The organism is Micromonospora sp. WMMB235, from assembly GCF_001855515.1.
Taxonomy (GTDB): Bacteria; Actinomycetota; Actinomycetes; order Mycobacteriales; family Micromonosporaceae; genus Micromonospora; species Micromonospora aurantiaca.
Genome location: NZ_MDRX01000001.1, coordinates 6,939,490 through 6,964,621 on the forward strand (window position 1 = coordinate 6,939,490; position 25,132 = coordinate 6,964,621).

General features: G+C 70.7%; 19 protein-coding genes and 4 pseudogenes. 13 read left to right on the plus strand and 10 right to left on the minus strand.

What is annotated here, in order from left to right:
- Positions 1-38 precede the first annotated feature (38 nt).
- Together BFV98_RS32895 and BFV98_RS32900 are read right to left on the minus strand one after the other, a co-directional pair.
- A pseudogene (locus BFV98_RS32895) lies at positions 39-377 on the minus strand (cellulose binding domain-containing protein); the annotation flags it as partial.
- Between the two features lie 39 nt (positions 378-416).
- Positions 417-980 (minus strand): annotated as a pseudogene (locus BFV98_RS32900) (CotH kinase family protein); the annotation flags it as partial.
- Positions 981-1,025: 45 nt separating this feature from the next.
- Here BFV98_RS32900 and BFV98_RS30905 point away from each other — a divergent pair.
- The 5 genes and pseudogenes from BFV98_RS30905 to BFV98_RS30925 form a co-directional block, all read left to right on the plus strand.
- Positions 1,026-1,490 (plus strand): annotated as a pseudogene (locus BFV98_RS30905) (nuclear transport factor 2 family protein); the annotation flags it as partial.
- A gap of 121 nt (positions 1,491-1,611) precedes the next feature.
- Positions 1,612-1,884, plus strand: a complete 273-nt coding sequence (locus tag BFV98_RS30910) for a GlsB/YeaQ/YmgE family stress response membrane protein (protein WP_013476147.1) — start codon at positions 1,612-1,614, stop codon at positions 1,882-1,884.
- A 161-nt stretch (positions 1,885-2,045) separates the two neighbouring features.
- Entirely contained in the window at positions 2,046-2,966 is a 921-nt protein-coding gene (locus BFV98_RS30915) for a polyphosphate polymerase domain-containing protein (RefSeq protein ID WP_047892850.1), read from the plus strand.
- 2 nt (positions 2,967-2,968) lie between these two features.
- Positions 2,969-3,646: a DUF4956 domain-containing protein gene (locus BFV98_RS30920; RefSeq protein ID WP_013476149.1), complete on the plus strand. Its 678-nt coding sequence runs from the start codon at positions 2,969-2,971 to the stop codon at positions 3,644-3,646.
- Positions 3,647-3,735: 89 nt separating this feature from the next.
- Positions 3,736-5,253 carry a CotH kinase family protein gene (locus BFV98_RS30925; RefSeq protein ID WP_236619255.1) on the plus strand — a complete coding sequence of 506 codons (1,518 nt, stop codon included), beginning with the start codon at positions 3,736-3,738 and terminating at the stop codon, positions 5,251-5,253.
- A gap of 100 nt (positions 5,254-5,353) precedes the next feature.
- Here the strand turns inward: BFV98_RS30925 and BFV98_RS30930 are convergent, their stop codons facing one another.
- From BFV98_RS30930 to BFV98_RS30960, 6 genes and pseudogenes are all read right to left on the minus strand, one after another.
- Entirely contained in the window at positions 5,354-6,160 is an 807-nt protein-coding gene (locus tag BFV98_RS30930) for a M23 family metallopeptidase (RefSeq protein ID WP_030502021.1), read from the minus strand.
- A 264-nt stretch (positions 6,161-6,424) separates the two neighbouring features.
- A complete protein-coding gene (locus BFV98_RS30940; RefSeq protein WP_071098665.1) occupies positions 6,425-8,455 on the minus strand; it encodes a beta-galactosidase in 2,031 nt (676 codons plus the stop codon).
- Positions 8,456-8,852: 397 nt separating this feature from the next.
- A pseudogene (locus BFV98_RS32905) lies at positions 8,853-9,826 on the minus strand (low temperature requirement protein A); the annotation flags it as partial.
- A 116-nt stretch (positions 9,827-9,942) separates the two neighbouring features.
- On the minus strand, positions 9,943-10,947 hold the full coding sequence (locus BFV98_RS30950; protein WP_161801663.1) for an L-dopachrome tautomerase-related protein: 1,005 nt from the start codon (positions 10,945-10,947) through the stop codon (positions 9,943-9,945).
- Positions 10,948-11,321: 374 nt separating this feature from the next.
- Positions 11,322-11,705, minus strand: coding sequence for a hypothetical protein (locus BFV98_RS32135; RefSeq protein WP_141722639.1), 384 nt, complete (start codon positions 11,703-11,705; stop codon positions 11,322-11,324).
- Between the two features lie 362 nt (positions 11,706-12,067).
- The gene (locus BFV98_RS30960) at positions 12,068-12,625 is read right to left on the minus strand and encodes a GNAT family N-acetyltransferase (RefSeq protein WP_071098667.1); all 558 of its coding nucleotides are present in this window, start codon (positions 12,623-12,625) and stop codon (positions 12,068-12,070) included.
- Positions 12,626-12,870: 245 nt separating this feature from the next.
- On the opposite strand from BFV98_RS30960, the gene BFV98_RS30965 reads away from it, so the two are divergent.
- From BFV98_RS30965 to BFV98_RS30980, 5 genes are read left to right on the plus strand one after another with little or no spacing between them, the layout of a single operon-like run.
- Positions 12,871-13,581 carry a siderophore-interacting protein gene (locus tag BFV98_RS30965; RefSeq protein ID WP_071099068.1) on the plus strand — a complete coding sequence of 237 codons (711 nt, stop codon included), beginning with the start codon at positions 12,871-12,873 and terminating at the stop codon, positions 13,579-13,581.
- Positions 13,581-14,822, plus strand: coding sequence for an MFS transporter (locus BFV98_RS30970; protein ID WP_071098668.1), 1,242 nt, complete (start codon positions 13,581-13,583; stop codon positions 14,820-14,822). The genes BFV98_RS30965 and BFV98_RS30970 overlap by 1 nt, the downstream gene beginning before the upstream one ends.
- A gap of 47 nt (positions 14,823-14,869) precedes the next feature.
- Positions 14,870-15,019 carry a hypothetical protein gene (locus tag BFV98_RS32420; protein WP_013476158.1) on the plus strand — a complete coding sequence of 50 codons (150 nt, stop codon included), beginning with the start codon at positions 14,870-14,872 and terminating at the stop codon, positions 15,017-15,019.
- Positions 15,016-16,590: an MFS transporter gene (locus tag BFV98_RS30975; protein WP_083395349.1), complete on the plus strand. Its 1,575-nt coding sequence runs from the start codon at positions 15,016-15,018 to the stop codon at positions 16,588-16,590. Before BFV98_RS32420 ends, BFV98_RS30975 begins: the two co-directional genes overlap by 4 nt.
- Before the next feature lie 40 nt (positions 16,591-16,630).
- Positions 16,631-17,806, plus strand: a complete 1,176-nt coding sequence (locus tag BFV98_RS30980) for an acetyl-CoA carboxylase biotin carboxylase subunit family protein (RefSeq protein WP_071098670.1) — start codon at positions 16,631-16,633, stop codon at positions 17,804-17,806.
- Here BFV98_RS30980 and BFV98_RS32915 read toward each other — a convergent pair.
- Positions 17,707-18,390: a hypothetical protein gene (locus BFV98_RS32915; RefSeq protein ID WP_255368315.1), complete on the minus strand. Its 684-nt coding sequence runs from the start codon at positions 18,388-18,390 to the stop codon at positions 17,707-17,709. The genes BFV98_RS30980 and BFV98_RS32915 overlap by 100 nt on opposite strands.
- A gap of 46 nt (positions 18,391-18,436) precedes the next feature.
- Between BFV98_RS32915 and BFV98_RS32920 the strand changes: the two genes are divergently transcribed.
- The 3 genes from BFV98_RS32920 to BFV98_RS30995 are packed head-to-tail and all read left to right on the plus strand — an operon-like array spanning position 18,437 to position 22,181.
- Complete coding sequence (locus tag BFV98_RS32920) at positions 18,437-19,423, plus strand: IucA/IucC family siderophore biosynthesis protein (RefSeq protein WP_255368316.1); 987 nt, start codon at positions 18,437-18,439, stop codon at positions 19,421-19,423.
- The gene (locus tag BFV98_RS30990; protein ID WP_071098672.1) at positions 19,420-21,012 is read left to right on the plus strand and encodes an IucA/IucC family siderophore biosynthesis protein; all 1,593 of its coding nucleotides are present in this window, start codon (positions 19,420-19,422) and stop codon (positions 21,010-21,012) included. Before BFV98_RS32920 ends, BFV98_RS30990 begins: the two co-directional genes overlap by 4 nt.
- Complete coding sequence (locus tag BFV98_RS30995; RefSeq protein WP_071098676.1) at positions 21,009-22,181, plus strand: alanine racemase; 1,173 nt, start codon at positions 21,009-21,011, stop codon at positions 22,179-22,181. The genes BFV98_RS30990 and BFV98_RS30995 overlap by 4 nt, the downstream gene beginning before the upstream one ends.
- A 94-nt stretch (positions 22,182-22,275) precedes the next feature.
- Here BFV98_RS30995 and BFV98_RS31000 read toward each other — a convergent pair whose 3' ends face one another.
- Complete coding sequence (locus tag BFV98_RS31000; protein WP_176921744.1) at positions 22,276-24,708, minus strand: low temperature requirement protein A; 2,433 nt, start codon at positions 24,706-24,708, stop codon at positions 22,276-22,278.
- Positions 24,709-25,132 lie beyond the last annotated feature (424 nt).

The following is a 25,132-nucleotide window of genomic DNA, read 5'->3' on the forward strand; positions in this document are numbered from 1 at the left end:
AGCGTAGTGTGGCGCGCGGTGGCCACTGCGCGGCTGAATCAGCTCGCGGTGCAGGTAGGTGTCGGTGTGGTGGGTGTACTGGTGGTGGAGCCGAGGAAACCGAAGGTGGTGCTGGCGCCTGGGGCGAGGCTGCCGTTGTAGCTGACGTTGCGGGCGGTCACCGCGGATCCCTGATTGGTGACTGTCGCATTCCACGCCTGGGTGACCGTCTGCCCCGCGGGGTAGGTCCAGGTCACGGTCCAGCCGTTGATCGCCGTGCCGCCCGCGGTGACCCGCAACTCGCCCTGGAAGCCGCCCGACCACTGGCTGGTCACCGTGTACGTGGCGGCACAGCCGCCTCCGCCAGTCGGCGGTGGGGTGGTCGGCGGGGGCGTGGTCGACCCGCCCCAACCGGTGGTCGAGTCGAGCCAGGCAGCGCGGCGCAGCATCCAGTCCCGCATGAACTGGACCTGCCCCTGCCAAGTCGGTGAAGTCGGCGTGACGAAGGGCCCGATCATCCGGGTGCTCAGGTTGGGCCAGCGCTGGAAGTTGCGCTGTGCCCCGTTGGTCAGCGGACCGGTGAGGGCGTTGATTCGGGACTGCAACGATGCGTCGGACAGTGGGCCACGGCGCAGCGTCTGCCAGCGCAGCCGCACCTCGTTGACGAAGGCCGGGTCACGCATCAGCTGCGTGTACCAGTCGTTGGCCACCGGTTGGCGGATCTGCTGGTACTGCCAGCCGGATGTCTGGTCGTTCTGGAAAAAGCCGCCCACACCGAAGGTGAGGTTGTAGTCCCAGAGCGGGCCAGCGGAGATCTTGGTGTCGCGGTCCTTGTAGAAGTACGCGCTGCGGATGTACGAGTCCATCTCCCGGCTCAGCTCGTTGATGATGAGCTGGTCTATGAAGGAGGGCACGTCGATGTACGCCCGGTAGCCGGTGACCGGGTCGGCGAAGTTCGGTGCCCGCAGGACGTTGTGGAATTCCTGAAGATGGTTACGCAACCAGTCGCGTTGCTCTGGTTGCAGGGGGGACGGATCGGTGACCTCAAGGTAGTTCCAGCAGCTTGCCGCCGGCCCGGTGCAGGGCAGGATCGGCTCCTCGGCGAGCTGGGCGACGCGGGGCAGCGGGAGGTGGCCAGGCGGTACGCCGCCGCGTGGGAGTCCGGCGACGTCGAGACGATCGTTGCGATGCTGACGGAGGACGCGCGGTACTCGATGCCGCCGCTGACCGTCTGGTACGAGGGCCGTGAGCAGCTCCGCGGCTTCCTGACCGAGGTGACGGGCGGGCGGAGGTGGCGGTTCCTGCCGACGAGTGCCAACGGGCAGCTCGCGTTCGGGACGTACCTCTGGAACGACGCGGCTGCCGCCTACCTGCCGGCGGGGCTGGACCTGCTCGTGCTGCGGGGGCGCCGGGTGGCCGAGGTCGTCTCGTTCCTCGACGTGCCCCTGCCCGACTTCGACCTGCCAGATCGGCTGCCGGGAAGGAAGTCGCAGACGGGCCTGCACCTGTAGTGCACGCGGCCAGCGCGTCGCCTCGGCGAGGTCCGGACCGCTCGGCGTGGCTGGTTTCGGCGGTTGTGGGGGAGGGGCAAGGATAGGAACCGACGACAACCCCTCCGGAGGGACGGCTCTCGTGGAAGTTACCGGCTTCTTCACCGCGATCATCATCGGTCTGGTCATCGGCGCACTCGGCCGCCTGGTGGTGCCGGGCAAGCAGAACATCCCGATCTGGCTGACCCTGCTCATCGGTGTGGTCGCTGCGATCCTCGGCACCCTCGTCGCCGGTGCGCTCGGTGTCGACGACACCCGCGGTATCGACTGGATCGAACTGGCCATCCAGGTCGCCTTCGCCGCGATCGGCGTGGCGCTCGCGGCAGGCGCGTACGGCCGGCGCCGTATTCGCTGACCGCTCCCGGCACGACGGCGGCCCACCCCGGCGCGGGGTGGGCCGCCGTCGTGCCGTCCACCTGTCGTTCAACTGGAATTCGTATGTTCTTCACAGCCGGCTCTGAGGTTGACCTGATTACCTCCCTTTCGTCCTAGCCGTTTGCAGATGGGCGACGAGAGATGCGAAACCCCCTTCGACGACGAGGTGTACCGCCCGATCCCACCGGGGACGGCCCGCCGGGGCCGGTCCCGCCGGAGCATCCGGCGCTGCGGGTCGCGAATGATCAGGCCGGTCACGCGTTGCGGGCGCCGAGCAGGCTGCACGCCTTCAACCGGTACGAGATCAAGTACGTGATGCCGTACGCCGTGGTGCCGGAGCTACGCGAGGCCCTCGCTCGCCGGCTCGATCTCGACGCCTACGCCGCCGGTGGCGGCTACGGAGTGTGGAGCGTCTACTACGACACGCCTGACCTGCGCTTCTACTGGGAGAAGATCGAGGGACTACGGTTCCGGCGCAAGCTGCGGCTTCGACACTACGGCGACCGGTTCCGAATCGACGACGACAGTCCGGTGTTCGTGGAGATCAAGCAGCGGGTCAACCGGGTCACGCAGAAGCGGCGGGTGGAGTTGCCCTACCGGCTCGCCCGGGATCTGTGCGACCGCCGGATGGCGGTCGACCACGACCCCGGGCAGGGGGCGTTCCTCGATGAGGTTCTCGACCTTCTCTGCCGGCTGGATCTGCGGGCCGTGGCGATGACCGGCTATCAGCGGGAGGCGTTCATCGGCCGGGACGCCGACTCCGGCCTGCGGGTGACGATCGACCACCGGGTGCGGGGGCGGGACCGGGACTTCCATCTCGGGGCGGACGTCGAGAACCGTCTCATCGTCCCGGCCCGGCTGGCCGTGGTGGAACTCAAGGCCGACGAGCGGGTTCCTCGCTGGCTCACCGACCTGACCGCCCAGATGAACATGTCCGTGGTGCGGGTTTCCAAGTACTGCCAGAGTGTCGAGGCGTTCGGTCGTGCGCCTCGCTCGATCTTTCATGTTGCCGACGACGACGCCGGTGCCCTGGTGCCGGCCGCCAACCGAAGTGAGGCGTGACAATGCCGTTCGATGTTCAGGATCTGTCCGGCACGTTCAGCATCGGCGACATCGCCATCGCGCTGTCGCTGTCGTTCGTGCTCAGTGCGATGATTGGCTGGGTCTACCGGTTCACCCACCGAAACGTCTCCTACAGCCAGTCCTACGTCCAGACACTGGTCATCCTGGGCATGCTGATCGCATTGATCATGCTGGTGGTGGGGTCGAACATCGCGCGGGCGTTCGCGCTGGTGGGGGCGTTGTCCGTGGTGCGGTTCCGTAACGCGATCAAGGAAACCCGCGACGTCGGCTTCATCTTCCTGGTGATGGGCGTCGGCATGGCCGCCGGTACCCGCTTCTACACGCTCGCGATCGTCGCTGCGGTGGCGATCAGCCTGATCATCGTGGTGATGTACCGGTTCAACTGGTTCGCATCGAGTGTCCAGCGGCAGGTGGTCAAGGTCCAGGTGCCGCCGGACGGCAACTACACCGCGAGCGTCCAGGACGTGCTCATCGCACACACCAGCGAGTTCGAACTGGTCAGCATGGAGTCCATCCGGGGCGGCGCGCTGACCGAGCTCATGTACACGGTCCGGTTGAAGAAGGGCCACGAGCCGGGTGACCTCATCAACGCCCTCGGTGAGCGTACCGGTGGCCAGCGGGTGACCGTCCTGACCGGCTACGACCAGACGGACCTGTGATGCCACGGTTTGCGATTCCGGAGTCGTCCGCGCCCCCACCGACGCCCCCGCCGGCTCGACGGCGACTGCGGCACCGGGTTCCGATCCGGGTGCGGCACTACTGGAAGCTGCTCGTGACGTGTGCCGCGTTCGTGGTCATCTGCGCGGTGGTGTTCAGCACCGTGCGGGTCGCGCCGCTGGTCGTCAGCAGCAGCGACCAGACCGCCGACGAGGTCACGCAGGATATCGCCGGCGCGGTCGACCTCTTCGACGCCGGGGTCGCCCACACGATCACGCTCACCTACCGGGAGAAGGACTACCAGGAGATCCTGGACGACTACTGGGACGACGGTGAGAAGACCTGGCTCGAGGCGGACCTCACGATCGACGGCGCCACCATCCCCAGCGTCGGTATCCGGCTCAAGGGCAACTCGACACTCTCCGGCCTGACCCGCAATGGTGAGTCCCGGCGTGCCGGGGCGGGCCGCGGCGGGTTGCCCGGCGGCGGGCAGATGGCCGGGCCTGGTGGTGCGCAGCCCGGTGGTGCTGGACCGGGCGGGTTCGGGCGGTCCTCCCTCAAGGCGGAGGAACCGGAGAACCTGCCCTGGCTGGTTCGCTTCGACGAGTTCATCGACGGACGCCGCTATCAGGGGCACCGTGAGGTGACGTTGCGGGTGGCGGGCATGGGTGGCGGCGGCGGCACGACGGTTCTCAACGAGGCCGTCGCGCTGGGGGCGCTCGCGGCCGCCGAGGTGGATGCGCAGCGTTACGCATACTCCAGCTTCACCGTGAACGACCGGCCGACCACCACCCGCCTCGTGGTCGAACATCCGGACGAGACCTTCGCCGACGCGCTGGGCGAGTCCGGTGTTCTGTACAAGAGCATATCGACCAGTCAGTTCACGGACCAGGGCGATGATCCCATCGACTACGCCGACGACTTCAAGCAGATCACCCTGAAGGGCAGCCAGGATCTACAGCCAGTCATCAAGCTGATCAAATGGGTCCAGGAGAGCAGCGACGCCGACTTCGACGCGCACCTCGCCGATCATGTCGACGTGACGTCGTTCGCTCGTTACGTGGCCGCGCAGAACCTGCTGCTCAACTTCGACGACATGTCCGGGCCGGGCCGGAACTACTACCTGTGGTACGACCTGAAGACGAAGAAGTTTTCCGTCATCGGCTGGGACTACAACCTCACCTTCTCCGGTGAGGCCACCCAGGGGCCGCATGACGCGGGCCGGATGGGTGGCCGGTCGCCGCAGGATGGTGCGGCCGGCGATCAGCCCCCGGCCGGTATGGATCGACCCGGCGCCGGGCAGTTCCCGGACGGCGGCGACGGTGAGGGGGGCCGGGCGCGGGGGATGATGAGCGGGCACAAGCTCAAGGAACGCTTCCTCGCCAGCGCGGCCTTCAAGACGGTGTACGAGGATGCCTATCGCGAGCTGTACCAGAAGATCTACGCGCAGAACGGCGCGCAGAAGGCGCTCGACGAGATCGTCGCCGTGCTGCCGACGGTCGGCGGCTACCAGGCGCAGACCACCGACACGGCAGTCGAGCAGCTCCGCGCTCTGATCGGGCGGCGCAGCGACCACCTCGCGACCGATGCGGTGATCACTGCCGGATGAGGCGTCCGGGCATGAACGAGCCGGTCGGCGGCGTGCGTGGAGGCATGTCGCCGATCGGCTCCGCCGGGTTCCCGCGGTGCCGGCACCTGCGGGGGCCGGATCAGGCCGGCACGTTACCGTTGAGGTAAGCGTTGATCTGGTCGATCTCCAACGCGTTGAAGATCTCGGGTTGATCCGCAGCCTGGTTGGAGTTGATGATCCGCTTGAACAGGTTGTAGTGGGCCATCGACCGCAGGCCGATGACGCGGTTGGGGGTTACCAGGTAGCCGGTACCGCCGGTGCTCCAGATCAGATACATCAGTCCGTCCTTGGTGACAATCTCGGGTGGAGTTCCGGGCGCCCCGGCATACGGGGCGCCCTTGAGAACCGACTCGGGGTCAACTCGCTGTCCGTTCGGCTGGAATATTTCAAGGTGCAGGTGCGGGCCGGTCGAGTGACCGGTGGATCCCACGTTGCCGATGTGCTGGCCGGCAGCGACCTGCGTGCCTGTCCCGACCCTGGGAGTCTCCCGCATGTGCCCGTAGACACTCCGCCAACCATCGGCGTGGGTGATGACGGCGTGGTGACCGAGGCCGCTCGCGCTGTACGAAACACCGGTCACCGTACCCGCCGCAATCGAGCGGATGGGATAACCGAGGATTCCCGAGTAGCTGTAGTCGGTTCCGTTGTGCATCCTGGACACGCCGGTGATGGGGTCCGTGCGTGGTCCGAACGTGGACGTGATGGGCACCCACTTGTCGAACGGCCGGTTCCACCTCGGAGTAGCGCCGTAGGCGGCCTCCGCGAGCCATGCCTCCGGAATGACGCCGGCGGCGAGCGCCGCAGTGACCAGGCCGAGCAGGCGACGGCGGTTGACGCCACGGGACGCCAGGTCGTCCCCCGGGCATGGTTCGTCGATTGCCTGCATCCGGCTCCCTGCTCCCGCTATCAGTCGACATCTAAGGACATGGATCTTAGGGGGCTCGGCTCGGCGGCTGTCAAGAGCCGGTCGGGCCGTCGCAAGCCGGAGTGGCACCGGTCGTCGGGTCGTCCACGTCCCACCGGGTCTCGTGCGCGTTGGACCGCGTGTGCGGCAGGCTGTCCGATTCGGCCATGGTGTGCGACAGGGCGCTCTGCCCGAATATCCTCCGGTCCACCCCGACGCCGTTGACGGCTGCCCGCGCTGCGACGTTCACTCGTCCTCCCGCAGCACCACCACCCCCCGGGCCGAAAGCCGCAGCGGCGCGCCGGGGTCGACCCGGTCTCCGGTGAGCAGGTCGACCCCGCCGGAGCGGGCGGCCACCTCGACCGGCTCGGACCGGTGGTTGAGCAGGAACAGCAGCCGGGCTCCGTCGGGGGTGACCCGAGTGGCCGACTCCAGACCCGGCAGGTCCGGAGCGGGGCCGAGCAGGTCGTGGCGGGCCAGCACCTGGCGCACCACCCAGGACACGCCGGTCCCGTCCAGGCCTGCGCCTACGTACCATCCGTGCCCGGCACCGAAGGTGTTGCGCGTCACTGCGGGGGTGCCGGCGTAGAAGTCGGCCCGGTAGGTGCCGATCACCTCCGCGCTCTGCGGAACGATTAGTTCGAACAGCAACCGGGCCTCGACCTCGAGCCGATCGTCGCTGCCGAGACGGACCGGGTTGACCACGTCGGGGCCGCGGGCGTCCCACTCGTCGACCCGTATCCCCATCAGCTCGCCGAGTGGCCCGGGTACGTCGGCCAGGAACGCGTTGTCGTTCTCGTCCACCCGGCCCGACAGGAACGTGGTCAGCACCGACCCGCCGCGGGCAGCGACCGCCTCCAGCCGGCGCGGCAGATCGCCCTTGAGCATGTGCAGCACCGGCGCGACGACGACGTCGTAGCGGGACAGGTCCGCGGTCACCGGGACGACGTCGAGGTCTGCCCCTGCGTCCCACAGCGCACGGTGGTACCGCTGCACCACCTCCAGGTACCGGACGAGTCGCGACGGCCCGTCGGAGATCTCCAGCGCCCACCAGCTGTCCCAGTCGAACAGCAACGCGACCCGGGCCGGGGTCCGGGCGCCCAGCGAGGCCGCGCCGAGCCGGTCCAGTTCGGCGCCCAGCTCGGCGACCTCGCGAAACACCCGGGTGTCCGAGCGGCCGGCGTGGCCGATGACCGCGCCGTGGTACTTCTCGCAGGCACCCCGCGCGGCGCGGAGCTGGAAGAACAGCACCGCGTCGGCGCCGTGGGCCACCGCCTGCCAGCTCCACAACCGCAGCAGGCCGGGTCGCTTCAGCGGATTGACGTCCCGGCAGGCGGTGCTGCTCGGCGTTTGTTCCATCAGCCAGAACGGCTGGCCGTCCTTGAGTCCACGCATGAGGTCGTGTGCCAGTGCCATCCGGGCGGCCGAGTCGTCGTCGGGCGGGTAGTTGTCCCAGGAGGCGAAGTCCAGTTCCGGCGCCCAGCGGTGATAGTCGATCGGGCGGTACAGGCCCATGAAGTTGGTGGTGACCGGGATGTCCGGGCTGTACTCCCGGATGGCGGATTTCTCGTCGCGGAAGTTGGCCAGCATCGCGTCGGAGGTGAACCGCAGATAGTCCAGCGTGATGCCGGCGAAGGCGGTGTGGTCCGGCCCGCGCCAGTGCTCGGTCAGCGCCGACGGCGCCTCGATCTGGTCCCAGTCGGTGAAGGTGTGCGACCAGAAGGTGGTGTACCAGGCGGAGTTCAACTCGTCGATCGTTCGGTAGCGCTGGCGTAACCAGCTGCGGAAGCCGGCCGCGCAGAGGTCGCAGTAGCAGGCGCCGCCGTATTCGTTTCCCACGCGCCAGGCGGCGATCGCCGGGTTGCCGGCGTAGCGACGGGCGATCCGGCGGGCCAGCTTGGCGGAGAGACGGCGGAACACGGGGGAACTGGGGCAGGAGTTGTGCCGCTGCCCGAACCGGTGGCGGCGGCCCTCGAAGTCGGTGCGGGTCACCTCCGGGTGTGCCCTGGCCAGCCAGGGCGGATGCGCCGCTGTCCCGGTGGCCAGGCAGATGCTCCGCCCCTCGGCGGAGGCCCGGTCGACTATCCGGTCCAGCAGCGTGAAGTCGTAGACGTCCTCGGCCGGCTGGACGAGCGCCCAGTCGAACACCCCCAGCGTGACGAGGTCGATCCGGGCGGCGTCGAACAGCCGGTAATCCTGCTGCCACACGTCCTCGGGCCACTGCTCGGGGTTGTAGTCTCCACCGAAGAGAATCTTGCGGGTGACGGGAAGGCTCATGGGGTGAATCCGTCCGTCGATAACTTCCGGTAAGCGCGTGCCATCTTTCCGAAAAGTCATGAGCATCGCTACCGGGGTGCCCGTGAACCGATCGGTCATTTCCTGGCGCGGCCCGGCCCACGGAAGGGTCGGGAAGTGCCTGTACCGGGCGGGAGTCAGTATGGGGGGCGGGCGGGTTCGGCCGGGTGTCCGCGCGACCGGCGTGCGTCGGCGGTGGCTGCGGCGGAGAGGATGGCCACCGCCGCGACCGCGGCGGCGAGCGGCGACATGTGTATCGCGACGGGATAGCACAGCAGCAATGCCGCAAGGGCCACGTAGCGTGAGGGGGAGACGCGGGCGACACATGGTATTCGAGCCGCGCCCGGCCGGCGATGAAGAGGGCGGGGCCGAGCAGGATGGGCGCGATCCAGGTTGCCGGGGCGTGACCGAGGGGCTGTTCGATGGTGATCTCGTAGCCGAGAGCCGTGGTCACGACACCGACGATCATGATGAGGTGCGTGTCGGCGGCAGACCGGCCGATGACCGACGGCGCTCGGGAATGTGCGATCGCCTCGGCGAGAATGTGCCCCGCCCGGTAGTAGTACAGGCGCCACAACGCCGCCGAGGTGAGCGCGGCGACGACGAAGGCGAGGGTGTGGTCGCGGTCGAACGGTCCGGTGCTGTAGGTGAAGCCGATCACCAGGATCGTCTCACCGAGCGCGATGAGGAAGAACTGCTGGTACCTCTCGGCGAGGTGCTCCGCGGTGATGTCCCAGCGTTCTGGTTCGGAATGCCCCAGGCCCGGCAGGGGCCATCCGGTCCGCGCCGCAGCATACTCCACGGCGAGGGCGGCTGCCCAGGCCGGCACGAGGACTGGACCGTCCACGAAGGCTCCGATGATCCACAGCGCGCCGGTGACGCCGTACGTGATCAACATGCGGCCTTTGAGCAGCCGGCGATCCCGGTCGTGGATCACGAGCATCAGGATCAAGGGACGGGCGAGTTGCCCAGCCGCGTAGGCGATGGCGAATGCCTCGGCATAGCCGTCGAAGGCGCGCGGGACCGTTACCCCCATCACCAGCCCGGCGCCAACGCCACGGCGACCACGGTCTGCAGGGCCAACGAATCCGGGTGGTAGCGGCTGGTGGTCCAGGCGGTTCCCTGCCAGAGGCCGAACAGTGCCAACAACAACAGCAGGGTCAGAAACGCCTGCCAGAGCGCCTGCGGCCAGGCTCGCCCGTCCGGCTCGATGACCATGTGATCGTAGACGCGGGACACGATTCGGGTCAGCGCGAAGACGAACACCAGGTCGAAGAACAGCTCGAGAAAGGTCGCCCGCGATTGGCGAGTCTGTGCTGGCGACGTCGGCTCCGCCGGATGGTGCTGCCACACGAATCCTCACCCCCGAAGAGGTCATAGCACGCGTCCCGGCATGGAATTCGTCGAATAGTCCTGACTCGTCTTGCGGTAGAGACACCGTCGACCTGCCGACGTGGTGCTGTGCGCCCTCAGGCGTGGTCGTTCGGGGCTGGGCCGACGTCGATGGGCGCCTTGTAGATGTGGACCGGGTACTCGACGGCGGCGGCGCCGGTCAGCCCGGCGGTGCGGTTGAGCTGGGCCGCGGGCATCCACAGGTGCCGTCTGCTGTCGATCCAAAGGGCGTCGCACCAGACGAGCCGCGGATCGGTGAGGAATGGGCTCATCCGCCGGTCCGGAGCGATGGTCAGGAGTCGGCGGTTCTCCACATCGCTGAGGTAGATGGTGCCGGCCGCGTCGATGGCGGTGCCGCCGGTGGTCGGGGTGTCGGCCCAGTGCTGGACTTGATCGCCCAGCCTCTGCGCGGATGTGGCCGGATTGTCGAGGTAACGGGTCTCGACCCGGGACATCGGTCCGGACAGCGGTTGGAAGTACAGGTAGCGCCCGTCCGGTGACACCTCGATCTGGTCGCAGTGCACCCGCAGCTCGGCGCCGTGCGCGTCGCGCAGGACCTGCCCGTCGGCGTAGAGCGGACCCTGGTTGACGGTCGCGGGGTGGTTGTCCAGCACCCGGCGGGACCGGCCGCTGTCCAGGTCGACGACGATCAGGCCGGCGGCACCGGAGTCGCTCACGTAGGCCAATCGGCCGTTGAACCGCACATCGTCGATGTAGCTGTGCTCGTACGTCGCCGGACCGAGGTCGTAGCTACGATGGACCTGGTCGCGGTCGAGGTCGACCGAGATCAGCCGGGCGCCCCCGGGTACCTGCGGCTGGCCGAGGCCGGCGGCCCCGGCGTCGACGATCCACAACTGCCCGTCCGGCCCGACGCGTAGCGCGTTGACATGCACGAACCGTCCCCGCGGGTCGTGTTCGGCGCGCACCTCGTTCCACCTCGCATCCGGGTACGGCGCGAACCGGCCACCCGTCAACGCCTCGGCCACCTGGACACCGGGTCCGTCCGTGGACGGGTAGCTGACGAACAGTCTGCCGGAGGTGGTCGTCGTGACACCGGTCCAGACCCGGTCGCCCGAAAGCACAGGTATCAGGCGAGGATCCTCCCGGCCGGGCATCGTGGCCATATGGGTGAGTCCTTCCTTCGTCCGGCGGGACCCTGGTCACCTGCTGTCGAGGCGGCCCTGGTCCGACCGGTTTCGACGTGCGCCGCGTACCCCTGGGGCGCAAGGTCAACCGCGCCGGCCGACAACGTGCTGATCCGCCGCGCCCTCGTCGTCGCCGGGGACTGAGGATCCGGCTCACCTGCTGGCTCCGAGGAGGTCGTCCGCGATGGGTGTCCAGTAGGGCAAGGAAGCCGCCATGTGTTCGCGGGTTCTCGGTGGGCGTCTGCCGTGCCTGCCCGCCTGTGCCACGAGCGCGCCACTATGTCCGATCGGCAGCAGCGCGATGGTGAGCGTCATGGCGACGACCAGTCCGATCTGCCACGCACCGTAGCGGATGACATGAAGCGCGGAGTCGCCGACGACGAGACCGAGCCCGACCCGAGCAGCGTCTCGGCGGTTCGCCGGGCACGTTGACCGATCGCCGGCGCGATCGTGCCGGCCGTAGCGCTGGGAGCGAACACCGGCATGGGGTTGTGCAGGAAATCCCGGGCAATCACCCAGGACAGCGCGGCGGCCAGACCCGCCTGGGTGGCGATCAGCACGATGACCGAACTGCCGGCGGAGGATCCGTGCGCCGGTTCCGACCCGGTCGGGCACGTCGACGGTGGCGCGTTCGGCGAGATCGGCTGCCATCTCGGGAAATGGGGACAGCACCGATCGTCGTTGCCCTTGACCATGCACGCTCTTACCCGCCCCGCCCCGCCCCGCCCCGCCCCGCCCCGCCTCACCGTGAACCTGCCCGCGCCGACAGCGACACCGAGCCGGCTCCCCTCCGCGCTTCGAGGGAGCATTGCCGCGTTCGCCACGTAGACGCACCTGCCGACCTCGCCCGTCAGCGTGGCGTGCGGTCTGTTCACCGACAACGGTCGGCGGGTGATCGCGGCCCAGGCACGGTTCTGCCGGACGTGGCGGACTCCGGGCGTCCGCGGCGGCCTCCGACGGTGCCGTGCGCTGAGCGCTTTCGGTCGCTCGACGCGACAAGGCGCCCTCGACAAGTGCGCCTGCGGGTGCGACCGTGAGTCTGGCCGGGGCGCCTGGATCAGGCCTGCTGGTGGTTCGCTTCGAACCGCTCGCGGGTCAGGAACGCCAGTTGTGCCCGCTTGTCCGGCATGTCGATCTCGGAGGCGAATGTGAAGCCCTCGGTTCGCAGCCGTCGCAGCGCGGCCTCGTTGCGCACGTCCGGCTCGACCACGATGCGCCGCGCGGCGGGATCTCGCAGGAGGAAACGGGCCAGGGCCGGACCGACGGCAGTGGTAAGACCACGGGCGTAGCGCCGGGGCGGGTTGAGGAGCAGGTGCATCCCGACGTCACCGGGCTGAACCGGGTAGCGTTCACCGACCGGGTCCGCCTCGGGCTGGTAGGTCTGGAACAGCCCGACCGGTTCGCCGTCGAGCAGGATTAGGTACGCGTGATGGGTGTCCAGCCCGTCGAGGAACGTGTAGATCTCGCGCACGTCGTCGAGGCTGTGTCCACCCATTCCCCAGAACGCGTTGCGGGGCAGGGTGACCCAGCCGTGCAGCAGTACGGCGTGCTGGTCGGGGCGCACCGGCTCCAGCGTCAGGTCGCCGAGGTCGGGAATCTGTTCCTGGTAGATCACGATCGTGTCCTCCTTCGGGGTTTCGGCGAGGGCGGGTGGGCAGAGCGGGATCAGGTCGCCGACGGCCCAGTCGGCCAGACACTGCTGTTGCCAGCGGGCGTCGGAGACGCCCTGGACGCTGCGGGTATTCAGCCCTCGCAGTCGTTTCGGCGAGGATCACCCGCCAGCCCGGGAGTGGCAGTTCCCTCAAGTGGTCAACTTAGGTTACCCTCACCTAACTAAGGTGACCTTACATGGAGGGGCTCGTGAAACGGAACTGGGAGGGCCTGGTACTCAAGGCCATGGGGGGCCGCGACTTTCGGCTCACCGTGCTGGGCACCGAGTCGGTCGATGGGCACTACCAGCGCCTGCTCCTTGATGACGGCGGGCTGCTCGCGGCCTGCGGCACGCACCCGACGATGTGGATCCGGCTCTGGTTCGACAACGACGGACGGGCCCACCAACGGGCCTACACACTCGTCGATCCTGACCCGGCCACCGGGCGGTTCACACTCGAGTTCGCCGTGCATGAGGGCTGCGCCGCCCGCTGGGCGACCACCGCGCGGGTGGGCGACACCATCGACGCGACCGTACAGGGCAGTGCGTTCGCGCTGCCCGACCCGGTGCCCGAACACCTTTACCTGGTCGGCGACGCGGCCTCGCTGCCGGCGGTCAACAGCCTCCTCGACGCCGGCGCGGACATCCCGGCGACGGTCTGGCTCGAGTACGCCCACGAGGGCGAGAAGGCGCTGACCCTGCGCGCCCGCGCCCACCACGACGTGACGTGGGTGCGCCGCCGCGACGACGGCCGGCACCTGGTCGACACCGTCTGCACAGCGCTGCCCGCCGTCGGGACCGCGCACTACTGGGTGGCCTGTGAGGCGGCCAGCACTCGCGGCATCACCCGGCACCTGCGGCGCACGCTCGGCGTCGGCAAGCACCAGCTCACCGCGCTCGCGTACTGGCGTGCCGTCTGATGGGCCGCCTCGGGACGCTCACCGCGCTCTACGTCACGCAGTATCTCGGCATCGGCTTCATCACGGTGGGGCTGACCGCGATCCTGCGCGACGGCGGCACCTCGCTGGACACGTTGGCGCTGCTACAGGTGGTCGGCCTGATCTGGCCTGTCAAGTTCCTCTGGGCGCCGCTCCTCGACCGCTACGGCTCCCGGCGCCGCGGCCACTACCGCTCCTGGCTGCTGGTGCTCCAGGCCGCGTTGGTGCTGACTCTGCTGGCGCTGCTGCCCTTCTCCCGGCTCGCGGACCAGCTGGGTCCGGTCATCGCCGTCTGCGCCGTGTTCGTGTTCTTCTCCGCGACCCAGGACATCGCCGTCGACGCGGTCGCGGTGCGGCTGCTGGCCGCGTCGGAGCGGGGCACCGGCAACGGCATCCAGGTGGCGGCCAGCTATCTGGGTAACCTGCTTGGCGGCGGCGTCTGCGTGCTGGTGTACGACCGCTTCGGCTGGGCTGCGGCGGTCGGCCTGCTGGCCGCGCTGACCGCGATCGGGCTGCTTGTGGTGTGGCGGTTCCGGGAACCGGAGCGCACCGATCGGATCGTGCGCATCGGCGGGGCCTACCGGGCGCTGGTGTCGGTGTTCGGGCAGCCCGGCTGCCGGTGGTGGACCTTCGGCGTGGTGCCGCTGGTCTACGTGGGCGCCGGCATGGCGTACGCGCTGGTGACGCCAGCACTGGTGGACGCCGGCTGGTCGCTGGGCCGGATCGGCGTGGTCACCGGCGTGGTGACCAGCGTGCCGGCGATCGCGGCCGGCCTGATCGCCGGTCTCGGGATCGGCCGCTTCGGGCGTGCCGGCGTGCTGGTGGCCGGCGGGGTCACTCTGGCTCTATCCACAGTGGCGTTGCTGCCGCTGATGAACGGCCGCGCGCCGCTAGGCGGCACGGTCGCCGCGCTCTGCTTCTTCCTGGCCGCGTACACGATAGCCAACGTGGTGCTCTACACGGTCAACATGGACTACTCCCGGCCAGGCAGCGGCGGCACCGACTTCACCGTGCTGTCGTCGTTCGGGCTGGTCTGCTCGTTCGTGGCCGCCTCGCTGGGGCTCACCGCCGCCGACCGGTTCGGCTACCCGGCCGTTGCGCTGGCGTCGCTGGTGCTTGTCGCCGCCGGGGTGGCGGTGGGCGTGACGCACCAGCGCCGGTTCCCGCCGTCCGGGCCGACGATCCGGGCGGCTCACCCCCAGACAGACTTGCTCGTCAGTTGAGGCTGCAGTCGCCGCGCATCCTGTCCGTACTACCGCTGGGAAGCCGCATGAGTTCGCTCGGGAGCCCGACCGGCACCGCGCTCGCCGGTGCCGGCCGCGCCGCTGCCAACGACGCCGCGTCTGCGGCGCTGCGGGCCGCCGGCACCTCGGCCGAACCGCTCAGCCGTCTCGGATCGTCGCTGGTGCCGACACCGTGACGCTCGACTCCACGAGCGTCGGCCCGGCACCCGGCGCTCTGCCGACCGCGAGCGCGGACGGGGCCGCCGCGCCGCCGGCCGCCGTGCCGCACCGCTGGCTGATCCTGGCGGTGCTCTGCCTGGCCCAGCTCGTGGTGGTGCTGGACAATACGGTGCTGACAGTGGCCGTGCCGGTGCTCACGGTCGAGCTGGACGCGGGCACGGCCGACGTCCAGTGGATGATCAACGCGTACGCGCTGATGCTGTCCGGGCTGCTGCTGAGCGCCGGTAGCGCCGTCGACCGGTACGGGCGGCGACGGATGCTGCTGGTCGGGCTGGCGCTGTTCGGTCTCGGCTCCACGGCGGCCGGGCTCGCCCGCACTGCCGAGCAGTTGATCGCCGCCCGCGCCGGCATGGGAGTGGGCGGTGCGCTGCTCGCCACCGCCACCCTGGCCGTTGCCATGCAGGTCTTCGACGCCGCCGAGCGATCCCGGGCGATCGGCATCTGGGCGGCGACCAGCGCGCTGGGCTTCGCCGCCGGGCCGCCGATCGGCGGACTCGTCCTGGCTCACCTGCCCTGGGGTGCGATCTTCCTGGTGAACGTCCCGATCGTGGTGGTCTGCCTGCTCGCCGGCCGGATACTGGTCCCGGAATCGCGGGACCCGACCGGTGGGCGTCTCGACCTGGGCGGGGCCGCGCTGTCTACCGCCGGCCTGACCGCGATCGTCTGGGCGATCATCTCCGGTCCCGAGCGTGGATGGGCGTCGGCGCCGGTGCTCGGCGTGGGCACAGCAGGAGTGTTCCTGCTGGCGCTGTTCGTCGGCTGGGAGCGGCGGTGCGCCCACCCCATGCTGGATATGCACTTCTTCCGGGACCGCCGCTTCGTCGGCGCGGTCTGCGGCGTCGTGCTGATCACGTTCGGCGCCACCGGGGCACTGTTCCTGCTCACCCAGCAGCTTCAGTTCGTCCGCGGCTACCCGGCCTGGGAGGCGGGGCTGCGGATGGCACCGTTCGCGTTGTCCATCGTGGCGCTCAACGTCGGCGGCGTGGCCGCGCTGGCGATCCGCCGGCTCGGCCTGCCGACTGCCATCGCGGTCGGCATGACCCTGCTGGCCGCCGGTCTTGCGCTGGTCACGCACGGTCCGTCCGAGGGCTACGCCACACTGCTGGCAGGGCTGCTGGTCATGGGTACGGGATGCGCGCTGGCGAACCCGGCCATCGTGGAGGCGGTGATGAGCGCGATCCCCACCCACAAAGCCGGTGCCGGAGCCGGTGTGGACGGCACCATGACCGAGGTCGGCAGCAGTCTGGGGGTGGCGGTGCTGGGCGCGGTGCTCAACGCCCGGTTCGGCGCGCTGCTGCCTGCTGCGCTGGCCGGCGCCGGCTCGTTCCCGGCCACGCTGGCCGCCGCCGGGCCGGACCGGGAGGAGGCGGTGACCACCGCCTTCGCCGAGGCGTTGCGGACCGGTCAGACGGTGGGCGCGTTCGCTGTCCTGGTCGGTGGTCTGGTTGCCGCCGCCCTGCTGTGGCGTGCCGATCGGTTGGCGGCCGGGGGCCGGCGTCCGACAACCTCCACAAAGCTACATATTTAGGGTAGGCTGCCCTAAATGCCGGTTCGGTCTAGGAGGTTCGATGCACCTTTACCTGACCGCGCTGAACCCCACCGACGCCGTCCTGGAGGGCTTCCTCCCGGCAGCGGACGCGCTCGGCCTTCCGGCCACGGTGCTGACCGACCGGCCCGGCGAGTGGCCAGCCGACGTGCCGGTGCGGCGCTGCGCGGTCCGCGACCCGGCTGCGATCGTCGCGGCCACCACCGCCGAATCGCCCGCCGCGCTGCTGTCCAACAGCGACCATCTTCAGGAGGCGACCGCTGTCGCCGCCGACAAGCTCGGCCTGCCGGGCAAGGACCCGGAGGCGGCTCGGCGCTGCAAGGACAAGGCCGCCATGCGCCGCGCGCTCGCCGCCGCCGGACTGGACCCGGTCCGGGCGATAACCCTCGACCCGGGTGCCACCCCTGCGGTCCCGGCCGACCTGTTCCCCGCCGTGCTCAAGCCCCGCGACGGTGTGGCCAGCGAGGACGCCTACCTCGTGACCGACCGGCGCGAGCTGGCCGCACAGGTCACCGCGATCCGGCGGCGGCGGCCCGAGGTGGTTCTCATCGTCGAGGAGTACCTGGCCGGCGAGCTGCGCACCTACGACACGCTGGGCGACAGCGGATCGCTGACGGTGCTGGGTGGCTGGCGCACCGGCCTCGGCGCACCGCCGACCTTCACCGAGGTGAGCCTCGACTGGGCGCCTCCACCTCCCGCCCACGATGCCAGGCTCCGCGCGCTGCTCGACGCGCTCGGCGTCGGCTTCGGCGCCTGCCACACCGAGTACGTCGTGCGGCCGGACGGAATCCGGCTGATCGAGGTGAACGACCGGCTCATCGGTGACCGGATGGACCTGATCCTCACCGGCCTGCTCGGCGTGCCCCTGTTCGCCCACGTCATCCGGCTGCACCTCGGCGAGCCACTGGCCGCGCTGGACCTGCCCGACCCGGCCGCCCTGAACAGGTACGCCCGGGTCGAGTACGTCTGCGCCGACCAGTCCGGCCGGCTCACGGCGGCGCCCGGGCCCGTGGACACCGTCCACGACGGAGTGCGGCTGTCGTGCCGTCCGATGCGGGAGGTGGGCCGGGTCGCCGAGCGCACCGGCACCAACCGCGACTACCTGGCCGCGCTGCACGGCATCGGACCCGACCCCGACACCGTCCGGGCCGCGCTCACCGCGTTCCGGGACGACCTGAGCTGGACGATCACCGGATGACCGACCACAGCGAGCAGCAGGTCTTCGTCCGGGTGCTCGACGCGCTGCTGCGCGAGGACCACATCGGCCTGCTCCGGCGCGGCCGGCTCACCGTGACCGGCCGGTGGGAGGTACCGCACGCCGGCGGCTTGCTGCGCATCCCGGTCCGCGCCGACGGTTTCCAGGCGATGCTGCGCTGCGCGACCGCCATGCTTGACGTCCGCGACGCCGAGGGCCGCGAACGCCGGGTGGACACCCTCGACGCTCTGCTCGCGGTACTCGCCCCGGTCGACGACCCGGAGGCCGAGGCCGGCTGGCAGACGTTCATCGCCGAGTGCCACGCCGACCTGCGGGCCCGTCGGCTCGCCACCCGGTCCCGGCCGGCGGTGTTCACCGCCGTGGCCGCCGAACGGGTGACCACGCCGGCCGGCATGCCGGCGGCACTGCTCGACGACGTGCTCGCCGCGCACGCCGGTCATCCGGTCTACCCGACCGACCGCTGCCGGCACGGTCTCGGCGACGACGACCTGACCCAGTACGCCCCGGAGCACGCACCCTTTCGCGCTGCGCTGGCACGTCGCCCCCCGGACGGCGGTACGGCTCACCGGTCCGCTGCCGGCGTGGTGGCCGGCCGCGGACCGGGCCGGCGACGTGCTGCTGCCGGTGCACCCGCTCACCGCGGCGCGGCACGCGCTGCCGGTGACCGACCGGCCGGTGGTGACAGTGCGGCCCACACTCTCCATGCGCACGGTGGCGCTCGCAGACGACCCGTACACGCACCTGAAGCTACCGCTGCCCACCGCCACGCTGGGCGCGCGCAACCGGCGCGGCCTGCGGCCGGCCACGCTGGCCGACGGCGCGGCGGTGGCCGGGCTGCTCGACCGGACCGCTGCGGCCGAACCCGCTTTCGCGGGCCGGATCCGGCATGCCGACGAGCGCACCTTCGGTCACGTCGGCGACGACGACCGGCGGGCTTTCCTGCTCCGCCGGTTCCCCCGGGACCTGGCCAGCACCCGGGTGGTGCCGGTGGCGGCCCTCGCCGCGCCGGACCCGGAGTCCGGCACGGTGCTGGAGCGCATCGGCGGCGGCCGTCCACAGGCCGTGCTCGACGCCTACCTGGACCTGCTGCTCGACTGGCACGTCTGCCTGTGGCTCCGGTACGGCGTGGCGCTGGAGGCCCACCCGCAGAACATCCACCTGCTCCTCGCGCCGGACGGGACGATCGGCCTGCTCTACAAGGACGACGACGGTGCCCGCCTCGACCCGCGCCACCGCGGCGCGGTGACACTGCGGGACGCACGGATGTGGGTCACTGACCCCGGCGAACTGGCCGACGTGTTCGTCACCATCACCCTTCACCTGGCCGCCGCTGCGCCGCTGCTGGCGCTGGCCGCCCGCGGGGTCCCGGTGCCGACGCCGGCCGCCGCGCTGACCCCGCGACTCATTGCGGCCCGGGACCGGTGGGGCGATGGCCTGGCGGCGCGGGAGTTCACCGAACGGGTGCTGCGCGCCGAACGGCTTCCGGTCAAGGCGATGGTCACCGCCGGCACCCTGCTACCGAAGCAGCGGCTCGGATGCGCCGACGTGAACAAGTTCTACCGGCACACCGGTCCGAACTATCTGCGGGAGACGCGATGACCAGCACCGGACTGCGCCCCCGGGCAGCCTGGCACACCCACCCTGCGGACCTGGCCGCCGCTCACGCCGTGTTCGGCTGCCTGGCCCGCGAGGTCGCCACCCCCGCCGACGTCACCATCACCGGCGACGTGGTGCAGGTCTGGCTGCCGTCCACCGGGGTGACACTACGCTGCACGGCGGCCCGGCTGTCCCCGGTCGGCACGCATCGCTACACCGGTCCGGTGCGCCACCGGCCCGACGGCGGCCCGTGGCGCGACCTGGACGCCGAAGGGCTGGCCAGTCTGGTCGCCGCGGAGCTGACCGCGCGCACCGGCCACAACAATCCCGAGTTCCTCGACCAGGTACGGGCCAGCCGGGACACGGTGGCCCACCTGCTGGCCGGGCGGCCGGCCGCCGACCTCAATCCCACGAGCGACCCGGCGATCGACGCCTACGTGGCGTCCGAGCAGTCGCTCGTCCTCGGCCACCCGCACCACCCCACCCCCAAGTGGCGCAGTGGCGACCCGGACGAATGGCAGGCGTACGCGCCGGAACTGCGCACCGAGTTCCGGCTGCACTGGCTGGCCGTGCCGGACGACCTGGTGGCCGAGGCCGGGCCGGTGGACCCGATGCTGGCCGCCCTGGAACCGCCGCGCCCACCGGCCGGGCACCGGGTGCTGCCGGTACACCCGTGGCAGGTGACGCTGGTGCCGCCGACGCATCCCCGGGTGCGCCGGCTCGGCCTGGCCGGGGCGCCGGTCCGCCCGACCGCGAGCGTCCGCACGCTCTACTCTCCCGACGCCGACCTGTTCGTCAAGACCAGCCTGCACGTGCGGATCACCAACTGCCTGCGCAAGAACGCCCGGTACGAGCTGACCGCCGCAGTCGCGCTGACCAGGCTGCTTGCCGGGATCCCGCTGTCCGACGGCGTGGCGATGCTCGCCGAACCCGCGTACCGGACCATCGACGCGGCCGGCGCGGACGAGGCGTACGGGACGATCCTGCGCACCGGCTTGCGCGCCCATCTGCGGCCCCAGCAGACCGCGGTGCTAGCGGCGGCGCTGGCCGCCGCGCCGCTATCCGCGGCAGACCCGGTGGCGTGGTGGCGGCGCTACGTCGGGCTGCTGGTGCCGGCCGTGCTGGATGCGTGGTTGCGGCACGGCGTGGTGCACGAGCCGCACCTCCAGAACGTCCTCGTGGTGCGCGACGCCGACGGCTGCCCGGTGCGAATGCTGCTGCGCGACCTGGAGGGGGTGAAGCTGGACATTAGCCGATGGACGAGCTGGCCACCGGGGTTGCCCCGGCAGGTCGGGTACGACGCCCTCCAGGCCCGCCAGCGCGTCGTCTACTGCCTGTTCGTCAACCACCTGGCCGGGATCAGCGGCGCTCTCGCCGACGCCCGGCCGGGCATCGAACCGGCCCTGTGGCGGGAGGTGCGGGACGTGGTCGCCGCGGTAGCCGCCGACCTGGGCGAGCCGCCCGAGCTGCGTGCCCTGCTGGCCGGTGAGCTGCTGGTGGCCAAGGCGAACCTGCTGGTGCGATGGCGGAGAGATGCGGACCGGGCAGCGCCGTTCGTGCCGGTGCCGAACCCTCTCGGCGGTCGCGCGTGACCCGGCCGGTCTATGTCCACGACCTCGACGCGCTGGCCGGGCACGCCCGGGCGATCCGCGCCGCCTTGCCGCCGGAGGTCGAGCTGCTGTACGCGGTGAAGGCGAACCCGGAGCCGGACGTGCTGCGCACGCTGGCACCGGTCGTCGACGGCTTCGAGACCGCCAGCCGGGGCGAGTTGCGACGCCTCGCCCAGGTGCTGCCCGAGCGGGCGGCTGCCGCGTACGCCGGTCCGGGCAAGACCGACGCGGATCTGGCCGCGGCACTCGCCGCCGGGGTGGCCCGGATCCACGTGGAGTCCCCGGCCGAGCTGCGCCGCCTTGGCGCGCTGGCGGTCTCCGCCGAGGTGCGGGCGCGGGTGCTGCTGCGGGTGAACCTGCCACTGGAGGCGCCCGGGGCGAGCCTGGTGATGGGCGGGCGTCCCAGCCCGTTCGGAATGGACCCGGCTGAGGCGGTGGCCTGCGCCCGCCGTCCACCGGCCGGGGTCGAGGTGCGAGGCGTGCACGTCCACCTGGCCAGCGGACTGGACGCGCCGCTCGCCGCCATGGTGGCGGAAGCCGTGGTCCGCTGGTCGGTCAGCGAGGTCGGGGCCCGGGAGGTAGACGTCGGCGGTGGCATGGCAGTCGACTACGTGGACCCGGCAGCCCGCTTCGACTGGGCCAGCTACGGGCGGGCACTGGCCGGCGTGTGTGACGCGTATCCGGGGGTGCGGCTTCGCGTCGAGCCGGGCCGGTCGGTCACCGCCTACTGCGGGGCGTACCTGACCGAGGTGATCGACGTGAAACGCTCCTACGGCGAGTGGTTCGCAGTGGTCGCGGGCGGCACCCACCACCTTCGTACACCGGCGGCCAAGGGCCATGCGCAGCCGTTCACCGTGCACCAGCGGTACAGCGGTGACGGGCCGTGCACCGACGGCGGGCCGGTCACTGTAGTCGGGCAACTGTGCACACCGAAGGACGTGCTGTCCCGCACGACGCACGCCGGGCCGGTGGGCGTCCGCGACGTGCTGGTGTTCGCCATGGCCGGCGCGTACGCCTGGAACATCAGCCACCGCGACTTCCTGCTCCACGAGCCGCCGGATTTCCGTACCGGCGACCCGCACCGCGTCGCCGCCGAGTGGGGCGGCCGGCCGATGACAGGTCAGGACTTGGCGCGGTCATTCCGCCAGTAGCTTATAGACGCCAACCCGGCCGGCGGCACCCGGCGATCCGCGGCTTGGTGGAAGATGCGCGGGCTACTGCGATCACGGGCAGCGAATTTCGCGCTCACGTGCCGCGGGCGGGGTGACTGCCGGGCCGCGGTCTGGTCGTGCGGGCGAGCAGGTGCACGGACGACAGACTTAGGATGAGCAGGATCAGCGCCTCCCGCACCGGCAGCAGGATGGTCAGCGGAGCAAGCGCGGCGACCAACAGGGTCAGGGCCCGGGGGCGGGTCACGGTACGGCGTGCGCGCCGCCACACGAGGTGGTCGGTCAGCAGGAAGACGATTAGGCCGCACACGAGAATGACTTGCCCGGCCGGCGTCGCCGGGCCGAGCTGTCCGGGTATGGCCAACGATGTGCGCAGGCCGAAGGCGACCAGGACGAGGCCGACGACCAGGAACAGGTGCAGGTACGTGTAGGCGTCCCGGGCCAGAGTTCCACGTTGCCGCGGCGTGGTCAGCTCGGTGAACCGTTCGCCGATGACGACGTCGGTGCCGACGTAGGTCCACCAGAGGGCGGACAGCAGGAGAGCGCCGAGTGCTACGCAGAGGAGCGCGGGTCCGGAGGCGGGCAGGCCGGCGACGGCCATTCCGGTGGAGATCACCGCTTGGCCGAGCGCGATGAGGATGATCAGGTTGTAGCGGCCCATCCATTTGCTCACCTGACCGAGCTGCCAGTTGCGGGCTCCGGTGAGATAGCCGCTGCTCAGGTCGACGGCGATGCCGGCCACCCAGAGCGCTGTGCTCAGGGGTGTCGCCGGGCCGGTGGCCCCGCCGGCGAGCACGGCGCCCACCAGCAGTACGGCGGCGACACACGTCGGCGCGGCGGCTCGTATCACGGCCGTGGGCAGCGCGGTGTCTCGCCGGAGCGGGATCCAGAGCGCGGCGAGTTGCAGGACGCGCACCGCCACGTACGTGAGGACGACGATCGCGGGACCGGGCAACCCTCCGGGCACGTGACTGAACGCCTGTGGCGTGGCGATCCCGAGCATCAGGGTCAGGGTCACCTCAGTGAGCACGATCAACCGCCGGACGTTCGCCGACCCGCGTACCACAGTCGTGTACCAGGTGTGGTTGATCCAGGACCACCAGAGCAGGGCGAGGACGGCCAGCCCGTGGAACACGCCGGTCGCCCCCGGGTGCCGGGTCATGAGGACAGTGACCTGGATGAACGCGTACACGAACACGAGGTCCAGGAACAGGTCTTCCGGGGTGGCCTCGACCTCGCGCCCGGCCGTCACGGCGACCACCCGGTGCAGGCCGCGGTGACGCTTCCGGAGCACCGTCACATGCGCGAGCACCACGCAGACCAGGGCCCCGGCGAGGATCCCGAGCGATGCCACGGCCTCCACCGTGCGGGCCACCGGCGCCAGCAGCGCGACCAGGACGATGCCGAGTAGCGGACCCCGGCCGATTCGCCGGACCATGCGCCACTCGAACGCCACCAACCCGAGCAGGTACAGGACGACCCCGCCGTAGAGACTGAACAGAGCCGGGGCGTCCCACTTCTCTGCGGTGTCGATCTCGGTGGCGCCCAGCGCGTGCTTGAGCCCGAACGCCACCAGGATGAGCCCGGCGATCATCGGCAGGTGCAGGAGGGTGTACGCGTCGCGGGCCAGCCGGGACCGGGCGTGGTGGGGGACGGACTCCAGCGTCTGTTCCGCGTCGAGCGCCGCGATGTCGAAGTACGCCCACCAGAGGAACGCCACGACGAGGAGCGCGAGCCCGGAGCCGGCGAGCACGGACCAGGTGATCGCGGGTGTGCCGGCGAACCCCCGGCTCGTGCCGATCGAGATGATCGTCTCGCCCAAGGCGATCAGCATGATCAGGTTGTGCCGCTCTGCCCAGTGCCGCACCGACCTGAGCTGCCAACTGCCGGTGCCTGGAGCGCGCAGCCCGACGTAGTCGACGGCGGTCGCCACCGCGAAGAGCAGGATCTGCAGCAGCCCGGCGCTGCGTCCGGGTGCGAGGTGGCTGGGCAGCAGCGCCCCGCACAGCAGCAGGACGGCGCTGGCGGCCAGGGGTAGCCAGGCCTGCCGGGCGGGTGCGATCGACTGCTGCGTCGAGCGTCGCCGGCTCCGCATGATGATCAACAGCGACACGGCTCGGATGCTCAGAAAGCCGACGACGAAGACGAGAGGTGCGGAGAGCCCGGCGTGCCGGTCGACGAACACATCCGGAATCGCGACGGCGACCAGCAGGAGCGCGGTCGCAACCATGAACATGACGATTGGCAGGATCCCGCGGTCGAGCCGGACCAGGTTTCCGACCCAGGCGTACCCGGCCCAACTGCGCCACAGCAGCAGGAGCACGAGCCCGCCTTGGACCAGCGCGTCGAAGGCCGACCGCGCGGCCATGAGGCCGGCGACGTTCATGAAGGCGAAGACAAACACGAGATCGAGGAAGAGCTCGGCTCGCGTCACCCCGCCGTGCGTCGCGACCAGGGTTCGCCGGACGCCCAGCCCGGCTCCGGCCACCTCATCCTCTCCGCTGGTCACCCGACCACTGTTGCAACCTCTCATGCCGCCGACAGGTGAATCCGCGACCGTGCGACGACCTCGGCGTGGAACGAGCCCGGCCGGTCCGCGATCGCCGATGCCGACATCGCCCACGCCACGTGCGGCGGGGGCGATGACTCACGGCGCCGCCGACGCCTGGCCGCACTCCCCCCGGGGCAGAGGCAGGTGCCCTCGTGGTGATTCATCCCGTACGGCCAGCCGGTACGGCCTCGTCTGCCCCCGCGCTCGCGCGGTGGCCCAGTACGACAAGCGCTACGGCGAAGGCAGGTGCCCGTCCGGCTGGCCGACCTGCCGGACCAGCGGCCGGGCAGGTGCAGAGCCCTCGGTCCGTGCGTTCCGCGCCGCGCCGGTAGGGGCCAGGGCCAGCCGTCGGCGCCGGAGAGAGGCGACTACCTCGTCGGCG